Annotated in this window: 2 protein-coding genes; both read left to right on the top strand. The window is 66.2% G+C overall.

Going from position 1 to position 1,572, the window contains the following annotated elements:
• A partial coding sequence (locus ACK4TH_RS11745) for an esterase-like activity of phytase family protein (protein ID WP_409626695.1) occupies positions 1 to 555 on the top strand: 555 nt, incomplete at its 5' end.
• 112 nt (positions 556 to 667) lie between these two features.
• On the top strand, positions 668 to 1,572 hold a 905-nt coding region (locus ACK4TH_RS11740; protein WP_409626693.1), incomplete at its 3' end, for an NAD(P)/FAD-dependent oxidoreductase.

The following is a 1,572-nucleotide window of genomic DNA, read 5'->3' as shown; positions in this document are numbered from 1 at the left end:
TGGCAACGCCAGGCGACACGGTTTGGCTTGGAGGGGGTGGCGGTGACCGGCCGCGGTGATGACGAACGGGTCTGGGCCATCGTGCAGCGTGAGTGGAAGGACGATCCCCCTGGCCATGTCAAACTGCTGCAATATCATCCAGCCACTGGCCGCTGGGGGGCGTGGAGGGTGCCACTGAGCCAGCCGCGCCGACAGGGCGCATGGGTAGGCATGTCAGACATCGTCGCCGAGGATGAGCAGACCTTTGTGCTCATCGAGCGCGACAACCAGTACGGGCCGGATGCCCTCAAACAGCTGGTGCGGGTATCCGTGCGCGGGGTCGCGCCGGCCGATCCGGGGGCAGCGTCGATGCCGGTGCTGGCCAAGACAGTGGTGCGAGAAGTAACGCACGACTTGGCGCGGCTCAGTGGCGGGATGGTGTCTGACAAACTCGAGGGGCTGGCACGAGACGTGTCCGGTCACTGGTATGCCGTGACCGACAACGATGGCGTCGATGGAAGCAACGGCGAGACTTTGCTGTTGCGCTGGCCAAGCCTTGACGCTGCCCCGCGCTGAAGCGATTGCCGGGGCCGGTGGCCCTGGGCCCGTCGCCGGCAGTGGCCCCGAGCTGCGATAGGCTTGTCTTGTACGGTGGAGGCCGTTTCGTCTCAACGCCGTGCGAATGTTTATGCCGACCCGATTGCTGCAAGCCGATGCCCTGCTCGGGCGCGAAAACTACTACGAGTACACCACAAAGCGCCCGCCAGCCTTGCCACCGCTACAGGGCAGTGTGCGCGCGGATGTGGTGGTCGTGGGTGCCGGGTTGGCCGGCTTGAGCGTTGCGCTCGAATTGGCCGAGCGCGGTCGCCGTGTGGTGGTGTTGGAGGCTGGCCGCATCGGAGCCAGCGCCAGTGGCCGCAACGGCGGCCAAGCGATCGTCGGATATGCCAGCGGAATGGGGCCGTTGGAGCGTCAGCTCGGCCGTGCGCTGGCGCGTCAGGCGTGGCTGTGGTCGTTGGAGGGTGTAAACCTGATCGAGCAACGCGTCCAGCGCTACGGCATCGATTGCGACTGGCGCCGCGGCTATGTGTACGTGGCCGATCGACCGCGCAAGGCACGCCAGCTGCGCGCCGAGATGGAGCAATGGGCGCGCGACTACGACTTCTCCACCGAGTGGGCCGAAGGCGCCGCATTGCGTGCCTGGGTGGACAGTCCGCGTTATGTGGCCGCGGTGCACGAGCGCGTATCTGGCCATCTGCACCCGCTCAAATACACCGTGGGGTTGGCGCAGGCGGCCATCCAATCTGGGGCGGTGCTGTATGAAAACAGTGCGGTGCGCCAGCTGCAGCGCTCATCGTCTGGCGTGAGCGCCGTCACGGATCGGGGTGAGGTGCGGGCAGACATTGCCGTGGTGGCGGGCAACTGCCTATTGCCGGAATGGGGCCCTGGCGTGCTGCCCTCGATCCATGCACGTGTGATGCCTGTGGGCACTTACATCGTGGCCACCGAACCGCTGCCGCCACAACGCGCCGCTGCGCTGATCCCGAGTGGCGCGGCGGTGAGCGACAACAATGTCGTGTTGGACTATTTCCG

Source organism: Tepidimonas sp. (assembly GCF_046292505.1).
Lineage (GTDB): Bacteria > Pseudomonadota > Gammaproteobacteria > Burkholderiales > Burkholderiaceae_C > Tepidimonas.
The sequence above is the reverse complement of the archived record's forward strand: the minus strand, read 5'-3'. Positions and strand labels throughout refer to the sequence as shown.